This is a genomic window from Tenacibaculum sp. L6, assembly GCF_028823685.1.
Taxonomy (GTDB): domain Bacteria; phylum Bacteroidota; class Bacteroidia; order Flavobacteriales; family Flavobacteriaceae; genus Polaribacter.
Map to the genome: position 1 here is coordinate 37,493 of NZ_JAPEHZ010000010.1, position 16,973 is coordinate 54,465.

A 16,973-nucleotide genomic window follows, 5' to 3' on the forward strand; every position below is an offset into this window, starting at 1 on the left:
CTTAAAAATTCGTTTGCAAAGATACTGAAATATTGCGTCCTGCAGAAGATACTCCAGAGGCAAATTCTTTATAATGTTCGTCAAATAAATTAGACAATTGCGCTTGTATTGCTATGTTTTTAGTGAACTGATATTTTCCGTACAATCCAACAGTCATCCAACTAGGAGTACCGTAATACATATCAATATCATTTGTTGCATCAGGGTTCACAATTGGTGTTTGATCGTGATTATCTATGCCTTCTGTTAGGTTATAATCAGAAATATCTTTTTTAGCATTGAAAACTAGGTTAGCTCCTCCTTCAAACTTCTTATTTACATAACTTAAATCGAAACGACCAAATAATGGTGGAATAGATGATAATGGTTCATCTGGCACTCCTTTTTCTTCCGACTTTAATGTATTCCCTTTAGTGTATGTAATTGACCCTGAAGTTTTCCAATTTTTAGAGATTTTACCTTCGTAACTCGCAGTAAATCCTGTTATATAAGCTCTTCCTCTGTTATAATTTGTTAAAATTTCTCCATCAGCAGTATTGTACTCATCTCCATCATAAAACACCGTACTTTGTCCAAAAAATTCATACGGAATTCGAGTGATATTTCGATCTAATATTGTGTAATAGGCATTCATTCCTACTCTAAACTTTCTATTGTTAAAATATTTTTGAAGTCCTATTTCGAAGTTATATGCGTATTCGGGTCCTAACTCGGTATTAGGAACTGTTAACCTACCGCTTTTCTCTCTAATTTTTCCTACATCATCAATATTTGGAGAACGGAATCCTGAAGAAATAACTCCGTTTAATTGCCAATTTCTTGTTGGCTTATACACATAACCTATCGTTGCTGTGATGGATTGATTATCTAATCGAATATCATTTTGTGGAATATCTATGAATGTTTCATCGATCCATTTAGCTTTTAATACTGTATGTGTACCTCTAATTCCTGTATTTAAAGTAGATTTAGCATTGATATCCTGACGGTAATCTACATAAAAAGCAGAGCTTAAATAACTACTTCCACCATCAGGATAACGAGATTGCACTGCAAAATCACCATCAAATCCGATAATGTCATTTCCGCTTAATCGCAATGTTTTTCCATAAGAATTAGAAGCTACATCATTATAAGCAAGCTCAACCCCATACCCTAAGTTTCTATGTGCTGCTAACGGAACTGTAAAATCTCCATTCAAACTAAAAACATCTACTGCTTCCTTTCTATATGATCTATCTAAACTTCCAAATTTTCGCTGAATACGACTCTCTTTTATGTTTTGATATGCTAAGGTAATTGTTCCTTTATCCATCCATTTTTTCTTTGGATTGATAAGCAATTGTGGCGAAACTAATAATCTTTCTTGCGGTCCATAATACCACTCTGCAAATTTTAAATCTCCATTTCCTTTTAACTCTGTTAATTTATCAAAACGTGGGATATTTGAAGAGTTTGAATATTGAATGTTTAACTTAAAATCGGTGTCTTTTGAAAAAGGAACATAAAACTTCTGCAATACATCTGTTTGACTGTAACCAGTATTTCTCTGAATATTTAAATTAGAATTTGCAACTGGTGTATCGTTGTAATAACTATCAGTATTATTAGAGTAGAAAGGTACTTTGCCCCAGTCATTAAAACCATGAGAACGATTTTTTCCCATTCGTAAATCACCAAAATTACTGTGAGCTACACTGGTAAATGATGCCCATTTTTTAAATCTAAGTTCGGTAGAAACTACATTGGTTACCTCATTATTTGCTGAACTGTATCGTAAAAAGGCACTTCCTTTTACTTCGCTACCTTTTTCTGATATTTTTGGTGTTTTTGTATAGTAGTGAATTACTCCACCTAAAGCATCTGAACCATAAATTACTGATGACGGACCAAAAACAATTTCAGTTCTATCTAATAAATTGGGAGCTACTGTAATTGAATTTTGTAAGTGTCCTTTTCTATAAATCGCATTATTCATACGAACACCATCAACCACTAATAACACTCGATTACTTTCCATTCCTCTCATGACTGGACTTCCTCCTCCAAATTGTGATTTTTGAATTTTTATTCCAGGTACACTCGATAATAAATCTGCTGATGTTTGTGGTGATAATTTTTCTATCTCTTTTGATGAAACTACCGCAATTTGTTCTGCTATACGATTTGTTTTTTCTCTGTTCTTAAATACCGAAACGACCACCTCATCTAACTGCTCTGAGTTTTTTGACAAATACACATGATAATTATTTGCCTTTAAAGCTGATTTTTTCTCTTGATATTCTGCATACGAAACATGCGAAAAAATTAGCACTTCATTTTTTGAAAAAGCTGAAATATCAACTTTTCCTAACTCATCGCTTACAGCATACGTTGTATTATTTTTATTAAATACAGTAACTGATTCAACAGGTTTTCCTGTTTCAGCATCAATAACAGTAAGGTTTTGTGAAAAAATTGTGGTTACAATTAGTAAAAAAAATACAGTAATTATTTGTTTCATAAATTAACTAAAAACAGTTTCTAACACGTCTAACGACTTGGGTTTCCGAAATCCTTCTAAATGTAATTCATAATATTTTATGATAATTCGAAGAATAATTTGCCTATCATTTTTTGAATAGGAAATTGAATTTATTTCATCAAAATTTATGCCTAACAAGCTTTTAAAAAGATTAATTTCTTTACCTGTTAAATTCCCTTTTTCATATATCAAATCAGTAAAACTTCCTTCTAACAAACTAAAGGCTTTTTTATCAGATTCGGAAGTATCTGGATAAAACCCTAAATACTTTGATAAATTTAATAAAAACAACAAGTGAAAATTAGCTACCTCATCATGAGTATCTATCCAAGCTAAAGATGTTTCTAAGTACTGGTATAATGGAACATTTTCTTCTTCTTCTTGAATGATTTTTGATAATATTTCAGACAAAAACAATATAATAGATTGCTTTACTATTGAAGTGTGTATTGTTTCGTACGGATGAATTACCTGCACTTCTTTAATAGAGTGTAAAGAACTTTTAGTACTATGATTTGCTGTAATTTGTAATTGTGTTAACGGTTGAAAGTGAGCTGCCTTTAATTTTCCTTTTTTAGCTTTTAAAATCCCTTTTAACATATACGATTTCACCCCTTCTTGTAACGTAAAACACTTTACAATTAAACTTGTATCACCATACTTTAGCGAACTTAAAACAATAGCTTTGGTAGCAACAACCGGCATTTAATCGAGTTTATCAGTTAAAATCATCAATCAAAGATATTTAATATTGACTATAAAAATGGTACTTTCGTACAAATTTGATGCACTTTGGTATGGCTGTAGAAATAGAAAGAAAATTCTTAGTAAAATCAGAAGCTTTTAAAGAAAGTTCATTTCAAAAAAATTATATAAAACAAGGGTTTTTAAATTCAGACAAAGAACGAGTAGTTCGAGTTCGAATAAAAGACGACAAAGGTTTTTTGACTATAAAAGGAGCTTCAAATACTAGCGGAACAACCCGTTTTGAATGGGAAAAAGAAATTGATAAAAATGAAGCTAAAAGTCTTTTTAATCTTTGTGAAAAAGGGATTATAGAAAAATACCGATACTTAGTAAAAATTGATAATCATACTTTTGAAGTAGATGAGTTTTTAGGAGAAAACAACGGCTTACTAATTGCCGAAGTTGAACTAAAAAATGAAAATGAAAATTTCACAAAACCAGAATGGTTAGGAGAAGAAGTTACAGGTATCGCAAAATATTACAACTCAAACTTAAGTAAACATCCTTTTATTAATTGGTCTTCTTAGATACAGAAATAAACAGCTATAAAGTGGCTTAAACTTCCTAATAATACGAAGACATGAAACGTTGCGTGATTGTATTTTAGCTTTTTAATCGAATAAAAAACAGCGCCAACAGTATAAAAAACGCCTCCCAAAAAAAGATAGAATAATCCTTCGCTAGAAAAACTATCAATTAACGGTTTAATTAAAAAGACTATTTGCCAACCCATTAATAAGTATAACGCTGTTGATAATTTGTCAAACCTTCCTGTAAAAAACAATTTTAAAACGACGCCTGTTAACGCAAAACTCCAAACAACGATAAATAAATACCACCCTAAATTCGGTGATAAAACCAGCAAGCAAAAGGGAGTATATGTTCCTGCTATAAGCACATAAATAGCAGCATGATCAAAAATATTAAGCCTTCGTCTAAGCTTGGGCTCTTTAGCAGCATGATAAAAAGTAGATGCTGCGTATAAAACAATCATGCTTATTCCGTAAATCACCAAACTAATACCTTTCCAAAAGACATTATATTCAAATGATTTTTGCAGTAATAAAGGAAAAGCAATAATACTTAAAAGCAATCCTAAACCATGAGAAAACACATTAAGTCTTTCCTCTTTATCACTATAACGATGATTTAATTTCTCACTCATTATTTAATCGGTTTGTATCTTTCATATACAACTCATCATTAATCAATTCATTGTATATAACACTGTAAGTTTGCTCTTTAAGTTTTTTCTTATCTTCTTGAACTAAGTTTTCTGTTTCAATAAAACTACATTGTTTTACTCTAAATGTTCCTGGAGATCCTTTAAAAAAATCCCAAGAAAACAAACGTTTTCCATCGTAGTATACTTGAGGAACTATTGGTATCTGATGTTCAATTGCTAAACTAAACGCTCCATTTTTAAACGGTGCTAAAACTACATTTTCATCAGGAACCAATCCTTCAGGAAAAATAGCGACGCTTGTTCCGTTTTTCAATCTGCTATGTGCTTGCTCATATACTTTTCTTCTACTTTCTGCATCACTTCTATCAACCATAATAACCACTTTCTTGTAAAAGAACCCAAAAACAGGAAACTTTACCAACTCTTTTTTTCCTACAAAAACAATTGGATTTTTACTCATGGCTATTAACACCCAAGGATCTAAAAAAGAAGCATGATTAGCACAAAACATATAACTTTTATTTCGATCAATCTCTTGCTCTTTTTCAATTTTTAATCGGAAACCCATTCCGTAAATTAAAAAGAAAGCCCAAGCTCTAACAACTTTCCAAAAAACTGGATAGTACTTTTCATCTGATGTTAAAATCAACATAAAAGGAGCCATTAACAAAATTGAAGCGACCATTAACAAGTAAAACCAAACACGCCAAATAAATCGAATAGGAAAAAAAATATACTTCAAGCCTTTAAAATTAAAAATGGATAACTCTTTTTTCTCATCAACTTAACAAAGGAGAGTAAATAGAAATGCGAATGTAGTAATTTCTTTTGTTTGATGAATTTTAAGCTTATTTTTGCTTACTTAAGTAAAAAATTTTCAAAACAGATTTATGTCAAGAATTTTAACAGGTGTACAAAGTACAGGAACCCCACATTTAGGAAATTTATTAGGAGCAATTTTGCCTGCTATTGAAATGGCTAATGATTCAAAAAACGAATCGTTTATTTTCATTGCAGATATGCACTCTTTAACTCAGATTAAAGACGGTAACGAATTGCGCGAAAACACCTATAGTGTAGCGGCTACTTGGCTTGCCTGTGGTATTGACATTAATAAAACCGTATTTTATCGCCAAAGTGATATTCCTGAAGTTACTGAATTAACTTGGTATTTGAGTTGTTTCTTTCCGTATCAACGTTTAACTTTAGCACATGGTTTTAAAGACAAAGCCGATCGCTTAGCTGATGTAAATGCTGGTTTATTTACCTATCCTATGTTAATGGCTGCAGATATTTTATTGTACGATGCTGAAGTTGTTCCTGTAGGAAAAGATCAGTTACAACATTTAGAAATGACGCGTGATGTTGCAAACAGATTTAACAACATTGTAGGTGAAACTTTAGTTCCGCCTCAAGCAAAAATAAATGAAGACACCAAATTAGTTCCTGGAACTGATGGTGAGAAGATGAGTAAATCTCGAAATAATTTCATCAATATTTTCTTACCAGACAAAAAGTTACGTAAGCAAATTATGGCTATTCAAACGGATAGTAAAGCCTTAGAAGACCCAAAAGATCCAGATACTGACAATGTTTTTGCTATATATAAATTATTAGCTTCGGAAGAACAAATTGCCGAAATGCGTGCTAATTACGAAAATGGAGGTTATGGGTACGGACACGCTAAACAGGCTCTTTATGAACTAATTATTGATAAATTTGCTGATGTACGCACAAAATATAACCACTACATGGAAAACCGTCATGAAATTGATGAAGCTTTAGCTGTAGGAGCTGAAAAAGCACGAGTGATTGCTAAAGATGTTTTGCAAAGAGTACGTGGTAAAATAGGATATTAATCCTACCCAAACTAGTAACTTAAAACTCTCAATAATATGAAAAAACTAGTATTTCTTTTTTTCTTCGGAATCTTGGCTTGTAGTACTCCAAAAGAAAAAACACAAATTGTTGAAGCTTCATGCGGACAATGTAAATTCGGATTAAAAACCCAAAACGGATGCGATTTAGCTGTTAAAGTTGATGGGCAAGCCTATTTTGTTGATGGTGCTCACATAGACGATTATGGAGACTCTCATGATGAAAATACCGGTTTTTGTAATGTTGTTAGAAAAGCTGAAGTTTCTGGAAAAGTAGAAGACGGAAGATTTAAAGCTACTTCTTTTAAAATTGTAGAAGAATAGTTTTTAGATTTTTAGAAACAAGATTTCTTTCTAGATAAAAACATAAAAAAATCCGAAGTAGAAAACTACTTCGGATTTTTTATATACATTAATAATTATATATACTTTATATATTATGTATATTTGTATCACCTTTAAATTATTAAAACAACTTAACAAATGAAAAAATTGGTAGAAGTAAACGATACTCTTCTTACCAAACTGAAAGTATTATCCGCTTTTGAAGGATTAAGTGTAAAAGCTTTAATGGAAAAAGCTATTGAATTGTTTGTTATTCAAAAGGAAAGAGAACAATTAGATAGTTTAACCGATGAACAAAAAGAAGATTTAGGCTTATTACTCTTAATGCAACAAGCTGATAGAACTAAAACAGTTAGTAAAGATGAGATTTTTAAACTGTTAGAATAAATGAATGTAATTTACCTAGAAAGCTTAGCTAAAGATTTAAAAAAAATTAAAAACAAAAAACTATTAAAGTCTCTTTCGCAAGTTTTCACAACACTTGAAGAAACTGATGATTTGTTTAAAATTTCTAGTGTAAAAAAAATGTCTGGTCATCCAGATGCTTATCGAGTTAGAATAGGTGATTATCGTCTAGGTATTTATTATTCTGATAATAAAGTTACAATTGCTCGGTTTGTAAAGCGAAACGATATTTATAAATTATTCCCATAAAAAAATCGATGTAAACTTTACATCGATTTTTTATTTTAGATTTTATTCAACTTATGGAGCTGGATTCGGAATTACCTTGTGCACTGCTTCAATCTCTGCTAAAATATCTTCTGACAATTCAATATTGATAGAATTGATATTTTCTTTTAACTGACTCATTTTCGTAGCTCCAATAATATTACTCGTTACAAATGGTAACTGATTGATATATGCTAACGACAACTCTGTTAATGTTAATCCGTGTTTGTTTGCTATTTTTTGATACTCTAAAACCGCTTTTTCTGAACCTTCATTTTTATATCTAGCGATAAACCTTGGAAATAAGGTTCCTCTTGCTCCCTCTGGAGTTTTACCATCAATATATTTTCCTGTTAATACTCCTTGTGCTAATGGAGAATACGCTAACAAACCAATATTTTCTCTCATAGAAACTTCAGACATTCCTACCTCATATCCTCTATGAATTAACGAGTATGAGTTTTGAATCGTAACCATTCTTGGCAAACCGTGTTGTTCTGCTGTTTGCAGATATTTCATCGTTCCCCAAGGTGTTTCGTTAGACAAACCTACATGCTTTATCTTTCCTTGTTTTACAAAATCGTTCAAGGTTTCTAAAATCTCTAAATGCTTTTCAGCTTCTTTAGTAGAAGTTTTATACGGATAATCACGCACTCCAAAACAGTTCACTCCACGATCTGGCCAATGTAACTGATACAAATCAATATAATCGGTTTGTAAACGTTTTAGACTACCTTCAATCGCTTCAGATATATTTTTTCTATTGAAACCACCTGTTCTGATGTGTGCCGTATAATCGCCTCCTCCAGCGATTTTAGACGTCAACACTACTTTTTCTCTGTTTCCTGTTTTTTTGAACCAAGAACCTATAATTTTTTCCGTAGCTCCGTATGTTTCTGGGAGTGCTGGCACAGGGTACAATTCCGCGGTATCAAAAAAGTTTACCCCTTGTTCTAAGGCATAATCCATTTGTTCGTGACCGTCTGCTTCTGTATTTTGTCGACCCCAAGTCATTGTTCCTAAACAAATTTTAGAAACTTTTACATCGGTATTGGGTAGTGTTGTATATTTCATTCTTTATATCGTTTAACTGTTGAATTGTGTAATTGTTTAAAAAAGCAACATAATAAACACTTCAACAATTACACATTTAAACTTTTAATTTGAAAGTTTGTTGATTTGAAAATTAGTGAATTAACTCATTTTCAAATTTGCTAATTAAGAATTGCTTCAATTCCTGGTAAGGTACGTCCTTCTAACATTTCTAACATCGCTCCTCCACCTGTAGACACATAACTCACTTTATCTGCAAATCCGAATTGTTTTACCGCAGCAACTGAATCTCCACCACCGACTAACGAGAAAGCTCCATTTTTAGTTGCTTCTTCAATTGCATTTCCTAAACCAATTGTTCCTTGTGCAAACTTTTCCATTTCAAAAACTCCTAGAGGACCATTCCATAAAATTGTTTTAGACTTTGCGATAACTTCAGCAAATTTTTCAACGGTTTTAGGCCCGCAATCTAATCCCATCCATCCATCAGGAATTTCATTTGTGTCTACTACCTGCGTATTCGCATCGTTTGAAAAAGCATCTGCAATAACTGCATCTACTGGTAAATGAATTTCTGTATTATTCTCTTTTGCTTTCGCTAAAATTTCTAACGCTAAGGCTAATTTATCCTCTTCAACTAATGAGTTCCCAATCTTCCCTCCTAAAGCTTTGATAAACGTAAACGTCATACCTCCACCAACAATAATGTGATCTACTTTCTCAATAATATTTTCAATCACACCAATTTTAGACGACACTTTTGCACCTCCTAAAATAGCAGTTACTGGTTTTTCTGAATTGTTTAATACCTTATCGATGCTTTCAATCTCAGTTGCTAGTAAATTTCCGAAGCATTTATTTTCTGGAAAAAATTGTGCAATAATTGCAGTAGATGCATGTGCTCTGTGTGCAGTACCAAAAGCATCATTTACATAAACATCTCCCCATTTTGATAATTGTTCAGCAAAAGCAACATCTCCCGCTTTTTCTTCTGGATAAAAACGTAAGTTTTCTAACAATAAAACTTCTCCGCTTTTTAAATTTGCTACTGCCTCTTCAACAGTTGAGCCAATACAATCATCAACAAATTTTACTTGTACACCTAACACTTCTGTTACTTTACTAACAATATGGCGTAACGAAAATTGACCTTCTTTACCTTTTGGACGCCCTAAATGCGACATTAATACACAGCTACCGCCATCTTCTAATATTTTAATAATCGTTGGTTTTGCTGCTTGAATTCTTGTATCGTCTGTTACTTCAAAACTATCGTTTAAAGGCACATTAAAATCTACACGGATTAATGCTTTTTTATTTTCGAAATTGAAATCGTTCAATGTTTTCATTTTAAGTTATATTCTATAGTTGTGTTCTGTTTCAGCTAACAAAAATAATTATTTAAATCTGATTGGTTTCTATTCTTTTTGAGCTTTCAATCTTTTATCTTTGTTAAACTTACATACCTATATGAGCACGACTTCTATAAAAATATCTTCGGAAAAACTTAATTTACAAGAATGTTACGATTTTGTAACTGATCCTTCTTGTGGTGGAATTGCTGTTTTTGTAGGTACTGTAAGAAATGCTACTCAAAACAAAGAGGTTACTCAACTTGATTTTTCTACCTACAAGCCTATGGCAATTAAGGAAATGCAAAAAATTGCGGATGCTGCTTTGGAAAAATTTGGAGTAAAAAAGATTGCCATTCATCATGCAGAAGGTTTGTTAACTATTGGTGATATCCCTGTAATTATTACGGTTTCTTCTCCGCACAGAAAAGCTGCTTTTGAAGCTTGCCAGTACGCCATTGACACCTTAAAAGAAACAGTACCTATATGGAAAAAAGAATTTTTTGAAGATGGCGAGGTTTGGGTGAATGCGCATCCTTAAAAATGTTATATTTGATATTAAGTCATTTCTAATAATGTAAATGCATAACAATCTTTATTGGGGCATTAGCTCAGTTGGCTAGAGCGTCCCGATAAGTCGGGAAGGTTTAGTGTTCGACTCCGATATGCTCCACTTTTTATCTTTAAATTATGATTGAGTTCACAACTGCAACCAACCCAACAGAATTGCTTCAAATACTAGAGTTGCAACAACAAAACTTGCCCGAAAAATTATCAGAAACAGATAAAAAAGAACAGGGATTTGTTACGGTTCGTCATGACTTAGAATTGTTGCAAAAAATGAATGATGTACACCCACATATTATTGCAAAAAGTAATGGTACTGTTGTTGGTTATGCTTTGTCAATGTCTAAAATTTTCAGAAATGATATCCCTATTCTCATTCCTATGTTTGATGAAATAAATACTACTTCAGAAGGCACTAAACCTTATATTTTAATGGGACAAGTTTGTATAGACAAACATTACCGAGGAAAAGGTATTTTTAGAGGTTTGTACACAAAAATGAAAGAAGAATTCTCTGGAATATACGACTTTATTATTACAGAGATTGACGAAAAGAATACTCGATCTATCAACGCGCATAAAGCGATTGGTTTTAAAACTTTAAAACCCTATACGAGTAACAACCAAGATTGGGGAATTGTTTATTTAACTATTTAATACGGTAAATCAGTAGCTTCTACAAAGCTGAGTTCCGGATTGTAGAGCTCGGTTAATATTGCTTTTATTTCAGTCATAAATTCTTCTAATCTTTCTTCTGTAATAGCATTGTCAGGTTTTCGATAATTGGATGAGAAATTCATCTGTAAAAAACCATTTTTTAGGTTTTTAAACGAAATAATTCCTGCTTGAATATCTTGTGTGTTATTATGGGTCGAATTGTACATATACGCATATAAAAGAACCTGAATGGCTTTGCTAAACTTATAATCTTTAATAGCAGAAAAATCAGTAACCTTTAAATCTGATTCTTTTACCATCCCTGTTTTATAATCGATAATTCGAGTAACACCATTGAACTCATCAATTCGATCGACAATTCCTTTTATTTTTATTGGAAAATCAATTCCTTCAACCTTTATTTCTGAAGATAACTCCTGCTCAGTAGCAATTATTTTTAGTTGATTGTTCTCATCCTTCAACAGTTGTTTTTCCTGCAGTAAAAAATTCTCTACAAAACGATTGGCTACTTCAAAAATCAATCGGTTTTTACCTGTGGTTACATCGCCGTTTTTAAAATGCTTCGAAAAGTAAAAAGTGATGAGTTTTTTAGTTTTTTGCTGCATGTCTTCAATATCATTCGCTTGCAAAAACTTCCCTATAAATGGTTTGTACAACTCTTCTAATGTATCATGTACTACTGTTCCCATTGTATTGGCTGCAACTGTTTCTTCTACATCCTCTAGTTCATTTATTTTTAAAATTTTCTGCTTGTAAAATGCAATCGGATTGTATAAATAATTGGTCAATGCCGATGGAGAAATTCCTTTTTGAGCTATTTCTTGCAAACGTTCTAGTACCTTTTCATCCTTTTGAATTTCCTTTAATTGAATAGGTGACGTAACTACTTTTGGACTGATGATTTTTTCAGTAATATCATCTCGCATCATTTCTAACTGCGTTACAAAACGACTTTTTTCTCCACTTCCAAACACATCGTGCTCGGTATTGTATAAAATGTAAATATTTTTGGCACGTTGTAACAATCGGAAAAAGTGGTAGGAAAACAGCGCATCTTTTTCTCTGTATGTTGGTAAACCAAACTCTATTTTTACATCAAAAGGAATAAATGTGTTTTGTTGATGATTTCCTGGCAAAACTCCTTCATTTACTGAAGTGATAATTACATTTTCAAAATCTAGTACACGTGTTTCTAATACTCCCATTAACTGTAATCCTTGTAACGGTTCTCCTTGAAATGATAAACTTTCTGATTGTATTAGTTGCCTAAAAAATTGATGTAAGGTTTTTAAATCTTGTACATAACCAAATTCATTATGCAAGTTTTGCAACTGAGTAAACGCTGTGTAAAAACGGAATAAATATTCTTTTTCTAGTTCGTTAGCATTTTCTTTCAACAAGTTGATCAACTCAATAATTCTGTTTAAAAACTCACTAATTGATACAAACGAATTGAAAATAGTAACTATTCTTTCTTTAATCTCCTTACTAACTGGAGAAAGAAATGTTATGATTTCTTCTTGATTAATAAAGGTGTTATTCTCTTTAGCTACTGCTTCTGAAAGCACATCTGCAATGTTTGTTTGCTCATCAACCTGTAATAATCTGTAAATAGTAGCATCCTTTACCAAGCGTACCACATCTTTATGATAAAAAAGGTTTTCTTCCTTCTTTTCTAACTTTTCTTGATTAAGAAATAATTGAAAAATAGCAAAGATTAAACTCGTTGTTGGAATATCTTTTAGTGGATATCCCATCGTAATATTAATCGCATCTACACTTGATGGCAACGAATTCAACGTAATTGGCAACAGTGTTTCATCTGCCAAAACCAACGCTGTGTTATTATAATTAGGAAGTTTTTCTAAAATCTCTCCTGCATATTTTGTCTGTGTGATGTTTTTAGATGCTCCAATTACCTCAATATGTTTACTTTCTGAAAAGTAGTCTTTAATCGTTTGAATTGGGTGCTGCTGATAATAGTTCCAACGAGTTTTATACTTTCTTAAAAAACTTCCTGCTTGATGTTGACTTTCAAAAAATGTTTTGTCAATATCCCAATAGGCTTCTGCATTTCCATTCAACAAAAATTGTTCAAATAACAATTCTTCCGCAGCATTTAACGCATTAAACCCTATAAAAAAGTATTTCTTTTGTTGATTTCTATGGATGAAATCCGCTACTTTTTTAGTTGATTCTCGATATAAAACCCCTTGATATCCGATATTGTTTTCAACCAAAAATTGATAAAAAGCATCGTAATACTTATTCAACTTTTCCATAAATGAAAAGTGATCTTTCATCAATTCGGTTTCTTTAAACTCTCCTTTTACCGACCATTTTCGCAAACGATGAATATCCCGCAAATACACAAAGATTTCTCTCGAATTAATTAAATGTTGATCGATTTCATTAAAATCTTGTAAAAGCGTAAATGCCCACGACGAAAACACATCAAACGAATCTGGATTCTCTTCTTGTTCTTTGTAAATGGTATAAAAATGGAAAAGGAGCTGAACTGCATCAATCTTTTTCATTTCAGAAATTTCTTCAACAAAATCACCTATATTGATAATCTCTGGTAAAAAACCTGCCGAAATTTTCTTTTTAAATGTTTCTTTTACAAAAACTCCTGCCCTTTGTGAGGGCAATATAAACACAACATTTTCAAACGATTTGGTGTTTTGTAAAATACTATCTAACGTTTCTGAAATAAAAGACTGCATACCTTGGTTTTCTTGTAAGCAAAGTACAATTTTTATCCTACTTTTGATAGTACAAACAACCTTTAGTCATGAACACAACGAATACTTTAAAAGTAGCTTTGATTCAATCGGATTTGGTTTGGGAAAACCCAACAGAAAATAGAAAACGATTTGAAGAAAAAATGAATGGTTTGTCAGATGAAATTGATTTAGTCGTTTTACCTGAGATGTTTACTACAGGTTTTACCATGAATGCTTCAACTGTTGCTGAAACTATGGAAGGTGAAACGGTACAATGGCTACAATATTTGGCTCAAAAAAAATCCACAGCTATTGTAGGCAGTATTGTTATTCGTGAAAATGATTGTTTTTACAATCGTTTGTTGTTTGTTCGTCCTTCAGGAAAAATAGATTCGTATAACAAAAAACACACATTTACATTGGCAGGTGAGCATGAAGTATTTTCTTCTGGCACTGAAAGAATTATAGTTGACTACAAAGGCTGGAAAATTTGTCCACTAATATGTTATGATTTACGTTTTCCTGTATGGGCTAGAAATACTGAAAATTACGATTTATTGCTGTATGTAGCTAGCTGGCCTAAACCTCGTATTGAAGCATGGGACAGCTTATTAAAAGCGCGTGCTATCGAAAACATGAGCTATACCATTGGTGTGAATAGAGTAGGTGTTGATGCTAACAACTATGAGTATACTGGAAATACAGTTTGCTATAATACTTTAGGAAACTGTTTGACGAAAAACGATCAAGGAACCGAAGAAATATTATTTGTTGAGTTAGATAAAGAAGCACAAACAAAAACACGTGAACGATTTCGCTTTTTGGATGATCAAGACAGGTTTATATTACAATAAAAAAGCAACCAAATTGGTTGCTTTTTATTTTTATGCAGGAATCATCCATTTAAAATTTAACTTTGTATCAGGTACTACGATACGTTCTGTGATTCGGTACATTCTGTCTGGTAATTTCATTAAGAAATCACGTGCTTTTTCTGCTTCTGGAGTTAAATTGGTTATTTTATCAATTTCCCAAGTCTCATTCAACTTTTTAAGAATGTCAACATAGTCAAAGCCAGTGTATACACCTATTCTTTGCGCTACTGTTGAAAAATCATCAAACAAACTTCCTTTTTCTCCAAAAGATTCTCTTAAATGCATTGCAGGCATTACAATTTTGTGTTTCATCATGTGTTGAAACGCCAACATCATTTCACTTGGATCAATCTTAAAGATTTCTTTTACAAACTCAGTATATGCTAAGTGATGACGCATTTCATCTCCTGCGATGATTTTAGACATTTTTGCCAAAGCTTTGTGTCCTTGCTTTTTGGCAATTTTAGCTACGTTATTATGCGAAATATACGTTGCTAACTCTTGAAAACTTGTGTACACGAAGTTTTTATACGGATCGGTAGCTGTACCAATATCAAATCCGTCAGCAATTAAATGCTGTGTAGATACTTCTACTTCTCGCATATTTACTCTTCCAGATAGGTATAAGTATTTGTTTAACACATCTCCGTGACGGTTTTCTTCTGCTGTCCAAGCACGCACCCATTTTGCCCAACCATTATCTGGTTGTTGTGTAACTCCGTCTAAGTCTAATAACCATGACTCATAGGTTGGTAAAGCTTCTTCAGTAATAGTATCTCCTACTAAAACCACCCAAAAATCATCATCAAGTTCTTTTGAAAGTTCTTGAATTTCTTTTACTTCATCAATAAAAGAATCTTTTTGTGAATTGGGGAGAAAATCGGTTGGCTGCCAAATCTTTTCTATTGGCATCAAGAATTTGTCTACAAAACTGTCTATGTTTTTTTCCAGCGTTTGCATTACTTCCTTTCTAATGTTTTGTATCGACATAATTTAAGGGTTTATATTTATTGTTGTTTGTTTTGTTTAATATATAGCAGACTTTACAGCTGCTTCAGTTTTTGCTATTAACTCATCAAACGGTAAACTGTTTACTTTTATAGGTTCGTGAGTTTGGATCTTTATAGGACTTCCTATTCCTAATGGAAATTTTCCGTATTTAAATACTTTCCACGAATTATTGATTGATAAAGGCACCACATACGCTTCTGGATTGTATTTAGCGATCATTTTAAGTCCGTTTACAGAGAATGCCTTTGGTTTTCCTGTTCTGCTTCGGGTTCCTTCTGGAAAAATAGCTGCAGACCAATTATTTTTATTAATTCTCTTAGCAAACTTTCCTAATTCAGATAAGGCTTGTTTAGGGTCTTTTCTATCAATTAAAGCAGCTCCTCCGTATTTTAAATTGAAGGAAATACTAGGAATTCCTTTTCCTAGTTCTTTTTTTGATACAAATTTTGGGTAGTGTCTTCTAAGATACCAAATAATTGGCGGAATATCAAATGTACTTTGATGATTGGCTACAAAAATTAAGGTGGTATTTTCTGGTAAGTTGTGTTTGTTTTCAAATTGAACTCGTATTCCTAAAATCAATAACGATTTAACAAGAAACCAATTCATGAAATTTACTACATTTTGATGCCCTTCTTGACCAAAAAGCTTCAACCCAATCCATTGTATTGGATGAAAAATTAACAATAGCGAAAAAAACACCAATGCAAAGATTGATGAGAGAATATAACTTAAAATCTTCATTCTATTTAGTTGTTTTGTTGTTTACTAGTTTAGTTTTTTACTAATTAAAACCGCTGCAAAAACATACCGATTTCATTTTTAAAACTTTACTAGTGCGTAAAAATAAAAAATCCCGCGAAAGCGGGACTATAATTTTATCTTAAAACCAGTTGCTCCAAGGAATTCTTGAGAGAATTAGTAATAAAGCCAATCCGTAAAAGATGGCAAAGGTTTTAAACTTAGCTTCGCTTTTTACTTGTTTTTTGTGTTTAGACCATCCAATTGTTATTAACACAATAGCAATTATCATCATTAATGGGTGCTCTACTGCTAACAAACGTGCCATTGGCTCTCCCATAACCTCACTTCCATTAGCTTTTAAAGCTTTATACCAAGGAGACATAAAATACCATCCTAAACCAATTAATAATTGAATATGAGCTGTTATTAATGTAAATAACCCTAAACGGAACTCTTTGTGGGTAAATTCTTTCTTTTGTACTAATCCTATAATAGCATTTACCACCGTAAATATTAAAACTGCTAATACAATGTATGCCCAATAAGAGTGTAATGTTTTCATCATGATTTTTAAGTTTTGTCTGTGTAAAAATACTGAATTTTCTGCATAAAAAAA

General features: G+C 32.1%; 18 protein-coding genes and 1 tRNA gene. 9 read left to right on the plus strand and 10 right to left on the minus strand.

Going from position 1 to position 16,973, the window contains the following annotated elements:
* Position 1 precedes the first annotated feature (1 nt).
* On the minus strand, positions 2 to 2,503 hold the full coding sequence (locus OU788_RS03550) for a TonB-dependent receptor (protein ID WP_274633880.1): 2,502 nt from the start codon (positions 2,501 to 2,503) through the stop codon (positions 2 to 4).
* A 3-nt stretch (positions 2,504 to 2,506) separates the two neighbouring features.
* Positions 2,507 to 3,229, minus strand: coding sequence for a DNA repair protein RecO (recO, locus tag OU788_RS03555; protein ID WP_274633881.1), 723 nt, complete (start codon positions 3,227 to 3,229; stop codon positions 2,507 to 2,509).
* Positions 3,230 to 3,321: 92 nt separating this feature from the next.
* Here recO and OU788_RS03560 point away from each other — a divergent pair, with 92 nt between their 5' ends.
* The gene (locus OU788_RS03560) at positions 3,322 to 3,798 is read left to right on the plus strand and encodes a CYTH domain-containing protein (protein WP_274633882.1); all 477 of its coding nucleotides are present in this window, start codon (positions 3,322 to 3,324) and stop codon (positions 3,796 to 3,798) included.
* On the opposite strand, the gene trhA is transcribed toward OU788_RS03560, so the two are convergent.
* Entirely contained in the window at positions 3,795 to 4,436 is a 642-nt protein-coding gene (gene trhA, locus OU788_RS03565; protein WP_274633883.1) for a PAQR family membrane homeostasis protein TrhA, read from the minus strand. The genes OU788_RS03560 and trhA overlap by 4 nt on opposite strands.
* On the minus strand, positions 4,429 to 5,199 hold the full coding sequence (locus OU788_RS03570) for a lysophospholipid acyltransferase family protein (protein WP_446751475.1): 771 nt from the start codon (positions 5,197 to 5,199) through the stop codon (positions 4,429 to 4,431). Before OU788_RS03570 ends, trhA begins: the two co-directional genes overlap by 8 nt.
* Positions 5,200 to 5,347: 148 nt before the next feature.
* On the opposite strand from OU788_RS03570, the gene trpS reads away from it, so the two are divergent.
* From trpS to OU788_RS03590, 4 genes are all read left to right on the plus strand, one after another.
* Positions 5,348 to 6,316: a tryptophan--tRNA ligase gene (gene trpS / locus OU788_RS03575; RefSeq protein ID WP_274633884.1), complete on the plus strand. Its 969-nt coding sequence runs from the start codon at positions 5,348 to 5,350 to the stop codon at positions 6,314 to 6,316.
* A gap of 36 nt (positions 6,317 to 6,352) precedes the next feature.
* Positions 6,353 to 6,658 (plus strand): DUF6370 family protein, encoded by a 306-nt coding sequence (locus OU788_RS03580; RefSeq protein WP_274633885.1) that lies wholly within the window; start codon positions 6,353 to 6,355, stop codon positions 6,656 to 6,658.
* Positions 6,659 to 6,817: 159 nt separating this feature from the next.
* Positions 6,818 to 7,066: a hypothetical protein gene (locus OU788_RS03585; RefSeq protein ID WP_274633886.1), complete on the plus strand. Its 249-nt coding sequence runs from the start codon at positions 6,818 to 6,820 to the stop codon at positions 7,064 to 7,066.
* Positions 7,067 to 7,333, plus strand: a complete 267-nt coding sequence (locus tag OU788_RS03590; RefSeq protein WP_274633887.1) for a type II toxin-antitoxin system RelE family toxin — start codon at positions 7,067 to 7,069, stop codon at positions 7,331 to 7,333.
* Between the two features lie 51 nt (positions 7,334 to 7,384).
* Here OU788_RS03590 and OU788_RS03595 read toward each other — a convergent pair whose 3' ends face one another.
* Positions 7,385 to 8,425 (minus strand): NADP(H)-dependent aldo-keto reductase, encoded by a 1,041-nt coding sequence (locus OU788_RS03595; RefSeq protein WP_274633888.1) that lies wholly within the window; start codon positions 8,423 to 8,425, stop codon positions 7,385 to 7,387.
* A gap of 140 nt (positions 8,426 to 8,565) precedes the next feature.
* Positions 8,566 to 9,753 carry a phosphoglycerate kinase gene (locus tag OU788_RS03600; RefSeq protein ID WP_274633889.1) on the minus strand — a complete coding sequence of 396 codons (1,188 nt, stop codon included), beginning with the start codon at positions 9,751 to 9,753 and terminating at the stop codon, positions 8,566 to 8,568.
* A 121-nt stretch (positions 9,754 to 9,874) separates the two neighbouring features.
* Between OU788_RS03600 and OU788_RS03605 the strand changes: the two genes are divergently transcribed.
* The 3 genes from OU788_RS03605 to OU788_RS03615 all read left to right on the plus strand — a co-directional run bounded on the left by OU788_RS03605 (position 9,875) and on the right by OU788_RS03615 (position 10,980).
* Entirely contained in the window at positions 9,875 to 10,297 is a 423-nt protein-coding gene (locus OU788_RS03605) for a molybdenum cofactor biosynthesis protein MoaE (protein WP_274633890.1), read from the plus strand.
* A gap of 59 nt (positions 10,298 to 10,356) precedes the next feature.
* Positions 10,357 to 10,429: transfer RNA gene (locus tag OU788_RS03610), tRNA-OTHER, on the plus strand.
* A gap of 17 nt (positions 10,430 to 10,446) precedes the next feature.
* Positions 10,447 to 10,980, plus strand: a complete 534-nt coding sequence (locus tag OU788_RS03615) for a GNAT family N-acetyltransferase (protein WP_274633891.1) — start codon at positions 10,447 to 10,449, stop codon at positions 10,978 to 10,980.
* Here OU788_RS03615 and OU788_RS03620 read toward each other — a convergent pair.
* Positions 10,977 to 13,727 (minus strand): PD-(D/E)XK nuclease family protein, encoded by a 2,751-nt coding sequence (locus tag OU788_RS03620; RefSeq protein ID WP_274633892.1) that lies wholly within the window; start codon positions 13,725 to 13,727, stop codon positions 10,977 to 10,979. The genes OU788_RS03615 and OU788_RS03620 overlap by 4 nt on opposite strands.
* Before the next feature lie 68 nt (positions 13,728 to 13,795).
* Between OU788_RS03620 and OU788_RS03625 the strand changes: the two genes are divergently transcribed.
* On the plus strand, positions 13,796 to 14,581 hold the full coding sequence (locus OU788_RS03625; RefSeq protein WP_274633893.1) for an amidohydrolase: 786 nt from the start codon (positions 13,796 to 13,798) through the stop codon (positions 14,579 to 14,581).
* Between the two features lie 30 nt (positions 14,582 to 14,611).
* Here OU788_RS03625 and OU788_RS03630 read toward each other — a convergent pair whose 3' ends face one another.
* From OU788_RS03630 to OU788_RS03640, 3 genes are all read right to left on the minus strand, one after another.
* A complete protein-coding gene (locus tag OU788_RS03630) occupies positions 14,612 to 15,592 on the minus strand; it encodes an acyl-ACP desaturase (protein ID WP_274633894.1) in 981 nt (326 codons plus the stop codon).
* Positions 15,593 to 15,628: 36 nt separating this feature from the next.
* Positions 15,629 to 16,357 (minus strand): lysophospholipid acyltransferase family protein, encoded by a 729-nt coding sequence (locus OU788_RS03635; RefSeq protein ID WP_274633895.1) that lies wholly within the window; start codon positions 16,355 to 16,357, stop codon positions 15,629 to 15,631.
* 139 nt (positions 16,358 to 16,496) lie between these two features.
* Positions 16,497 to 16,919 (minus strand): hypothetical protein, encoded by a 423-nt coding sequence (locus OU788_RS03640; RefSeq protein ID WP_274633897.1) that lies wholly within the window; start codon positions 16,917 to 16,919, stop codon positions 16,497 to 16,499.
* Positions 16,920 to 16,973 lie beyond the last annotated feature (54 nt).